A 2,835-nucleotide genomic window follows, 5' to 3' on the forward strand; every position below is an offset into this window, starting at 1 on the left:
AAACACCAAATGCTAAAGCTAAAGGAAGAGCAACAGCAGTACATGTAATACCTGCAAGAGCATCTTTCATAAAAGCAGAAGCATTATAACCTCTAAATTCTTTTTTAAGGATTGTAAAGTAATTATTTATCTGCATATTTAAAACCCACCCAACTATAATGGTTATCTAAAAATTGTTCTATAGTAATAGACAACAAAAAACCACTCCGGAGAGTGGCTTTGTGCAATTTATATATTTATCAGTTAGCTGTTACTGTCATTACTAATTGTGCTGTGTAATCACCTGCAACTTTCTGGCTATAATCTTCAACTTCAATTGTGAAACCCTTTGAATAAGCCTGCTTAGTTCTACCAGCTGAAATTGTGTCAGTGAATTTATAATTATCACCATCTTCTGTAGTTGAGAAGTTCTTACCAGTATATGTAAGAGAGATTGTATCATTTACACCATTAGCCTTCATTGCTTTTGGTAACTCTAAAGTAATTGATACTGAATCATTATGAGTTGTTATTACAGATGCATATACTGAAATATTTCTACCTGATACTTCTACATCAACATCTCCCATTGGAGTAATACTATCATTTGCGACTTTTACTTCATAATCTGTAAAACCAAATTTTGTATAACCACCAATATTTAATGAAAGATTTAAAGCATCTTTTGATTTATCACCATTAACAGAATTTGCTGATTCTGCAGCTACTGCGAATACTGCTGTCATTGCGATTAATGCGATTGCTAATACTGTTAAGAACTTTTTCATTTTTTATCCCCTTCGGTTTGTGTTTTCTTTCTTTTGTTTACACTAATAACTTACGACATATCTAAAGATGTGTCAATAGAAAATTAGAAAATTTTTAAAAAGTTTAAAAATAGCGAAATTTAAGGTGTTTTAGCATATACTTCTTACAAACTTATTACATTTTACTATAAAACATGGAACATTCTTATAACTTTTGAGGTTTTATTTCTTAAGTTCTACCATTTTTAATGTCATAAGTATTAAACATGTTACAAATAAAAAAAAGATGTCCGAAGACATCCTCATTCATTACAATTTAAAATTAGTTGTATCGTTGCTATGTATTTTCCATAACTTGCCCTATCAACATACTGAGATGGAACATATACAAAGAAATGAATATATGAATACATGAGATTAGTATTGATGATTGTATGCTTATTATAGTTTTTAACGCTTACTGAACTATTAATTGGAGTTTGAGAATAATTAAATGCCTCAGAAGAATTAGCAACACCTACTAAATGGCTATCATTTGATGGACAATCACACCAAACTCTGTATGGAATTACTATTCCTGATGAATCTTTAAATGGATAGAATACAGTATCAATTGTAACTTCATTTAGAAAATCAATATCGTTAGAAAATAGATAGTAAGTAAAATCAACGCCGTTATCTTTCTGCATTTCAAAAGGTTCAGTTAAATCAACTTTTGAAGCTAAATCATTAATGTTAGTTAAATATTTATTTGGTCTATCATGGGTCATTATACTTTGATAAGCGGAATCTATGTCTATAGCAACTTTTACTGAACTATTGCTTTCAGCAAATAAAAAGGATAAGCAAGTTATTGATAGCAATAGTATGGTAATTATTTTCTTATTCATTATTTTGCCTCCTTTTATCTTTATTTAATAATACATCTGTTTATAAAAAAAGCCAGGCTTTACCTGGCATTTTCTATGGTGATGATACTGTAATCTCAATCGATGCCGAGTAGTCGCCAGAAGGAAGATCAGCTGTCCCCCAAAATGCAATAATAGAAGCAACCTGAGCTCCATTAATTGGAGATGTGACAGGAACAACTAAACTAAACCCCGCATCATTAGCTGTTGAAGAGAATTTATCTGAATTAATAACATTTAAATCTCTAAAGTAAATAGGAAGTGTTGCACCTTCTATTTCTTTTTCTCCATCTCTTTTCCAGCCACCCGAAGTAAAAGCAACAGAACAAGAATATGTATCAGACTCATTACCGTAGTAGAGTGCTTGGAGGGATACACTATCATCTACTAATCCAATAGTACCAATAGAAAGTTCTTTCGTTGATACATATTCCCATGGTGTTCCATCGCCATATTGGTATTGGATTGCAAGATTACCTACAAGTGTTACACCTTCTGGAATCTCAACACCTGTACCTGCTGGTACAGAAGAGTTGAGCTCTAATGATGCAGTTGCTGAACCAATACTTGTAGATGCTGCAAATACCACCATAGATAAGATCAATAGTAATGTTAATATTATCGATCTTTTCATAAGAATTCCTTAGTTAGCACTTACCTCAACGTTGATAGTAGCTGAGTAGTTACCTGCAGGAAGATCATTGCTCTTAGGCCATGTAGTAGCAATTGTTGCAACTTTTTGAGCTGTTGGAGTTAAGCCTGCTGGATAAGCAACATTAAAAATTACATTTGAGTCTGTTGAACTCTCGTTTTTAACAGCACGAAGAGAATTATTTGAAGTAGTAGTTGTTGTGAAATCAAACTTAATTGCAACGCTCTGACCAGCTGTAGCTGTATTTGCTACACCCTTCCAACCATCAGTAGAAATTCTAACATTATTAACCTGACCAGCTACTGTTGGGTTTCCTGCATATGTTACAAAAAGATTAAGAGCTCTAACACCAGTTAAAGAATTATCATCTGTTAAAATAGCTATTTCTCTAGCATTTTCTAATGATCTAACTGTTGAATCATTATCTGTATCATAGCTAACTTTGAGCCAGAAACCTTGTTGATCACCACCAGAGATAACAGAACCTGTACCTGATTCTGTAACACCAGAACCGGCATTAACAGTTGAA

At 32.6% G+C, this 2,835-nt stretch carries 4 protein-coding genes; all 4 read right to left on the minus strand.

The features are described from left to right. Positions 1-239: 239 nt before the first annotated feature. Positions 240-767 (minus strand): hypothetical protein, encoded by a 528-nt coding sequence (locus SOY52_RS06520; RefSeq protein WP_320848158.1) that lies wholly within the window; start codon positions 765-767, stop codon positions 240-242. A 281-nt stretch (positions 768-1,048) separates the two neighbouring features. Further along, positions 1,049-1,636 (minus strand): hypothetical protein, encoded by a 588-nt coding sequence (locus tag SOY52_RS06525; protein WP_320848159.1) that lies wholly within the window; start codon positions 1,634-1,636, stop codon positions 1,049-1,051. Positions 1,637-1,709: 73 nt separating this feature from the next. Next, on the minus strand, positions 1,710-2,288 hold the full coding sequence (locus SOY52_RS06530) for a hypothetical protein (RefSeq protein WP_320848160.1): 579 nt from the start codon (positions 2,286-2,288) through the stop codon (positions 1,710-1,712). Positions 2,289-2,297: 9 nt separating this feature from the next. Further along, positions 2,298-2,835 (minus strand): hypothetical protein (locus tag SOY52_RS06535; RefSeq protein WP_320848161.1); only part of this gene is annotated, 538 nt, incomplete at its 5' end.

The sequence above is a fragment of the Bullifex sp. genome, from assembly GCF_034103065.1.
Lineage (GTDB): Bacteria > Spirochaetota > Spirochaetia > Sphaerochaetales > Sphaerochaetaceae > Bullifex.